General features: G+C 54.8%; 1 rRNA gene. It reads right to left on the bottom strand.

The annotated features are described in order from the left end of the window. Positions 1–1,059, bottom strand: a 23S ribosomal RNA gene (locus V6R91_RS36340); the annotation flags it as partial.

The following is a 1,059-nucleotide window of genomic DNA, read 5'->3' as shown; positions in this document are numbered from 1 at the left end:
GGGCGGTTCTTCGCCGGTACGGGAATATCAACCCGTTGTCCATCGACTACGCCTGTCGGCCTCGCCTTAGGTCCCGACTTACCCAGGGAAGATTAGCTTGACCCTGGAACCCTTGGTCTTCCGGAGGACGTGTTTCTCACACGTCTTTCGCTACTCATGCCTGCATTCTCACTCGTGTAGCCTCCACGGCTGGGTCACCCCGCCGCTTCACCGGCCACACGACGCTCTCCTACCCATCAACACGGCTGGACCACGAAGGCCTACCTATAAATGTCAATGCCACAACTTCGGTGGCGTGCTTGAGCCCCGTTACATTGTCGGCGCGGAATCACTTGACCAGTGAGCTATTACGCACTCTTTCAAGGGTGGCTGCTTCTAAGCCAACCTCCTGGTTGTCTAAGCAACTCCACATCCTTTCCCACTTAGCACGCGCTTAGGGACCTTAGATGGTGGTCTGGGTTGTTTCCCTCTCGACTATGAAGCTTATCCCCCACAGTCTCACTGCTGCGCTCTCACTTACCGGCATTCGGAGTTTGGCTGACGTCAGTAACCTTGTAGGGCCCATCGGCCATCCAGTAGCTCTACCTCCGGCAAGAAACACGCAACGCTGCACCTAAATGCATTTCGGAGAGAACCAGCTATCACGAAGTTTGATTGGCCTTTCACCCCTATCCACAGCTCATCCCCTCAGTTTTCAACCTAAGTGGGTTCGGCCCTCCACGACGTCTTACCGTCGCTTCAGCCTGGCCATGGATAGATCACTTCGCTTCGGGTCTAGGACACGCGACTGAATCGCCCTATTCAGACTCGCTTTCGCTACGGCTACCCCACACGGGTTAACCTCGCCACGTATCACTAACTCGCAGGCTCATTCTTCAAAAGGCACGCTGTCACCCCTACTAAGGGGGCTCCAACGGTTTGTAAGCAAACGGTTTCAGGTACTATTTCACTCCCCTCCCGGGGTACTTTTCACCTTTCCCTCACGGTACTTGTCCGCTATCGGTCATCTGGGAGTATTTAGGCTTATCAGGTGGTCCTGACAGATTCACACGGGATTTC

It is taken from the genome of Microbacterium sp. CCNWLW41 (assembly GCF_037083505.1).
Note: the sequence above shows the minus strand (reverse complement) of the source record. Positions and strands in the feature narration are given on the sequence as shown.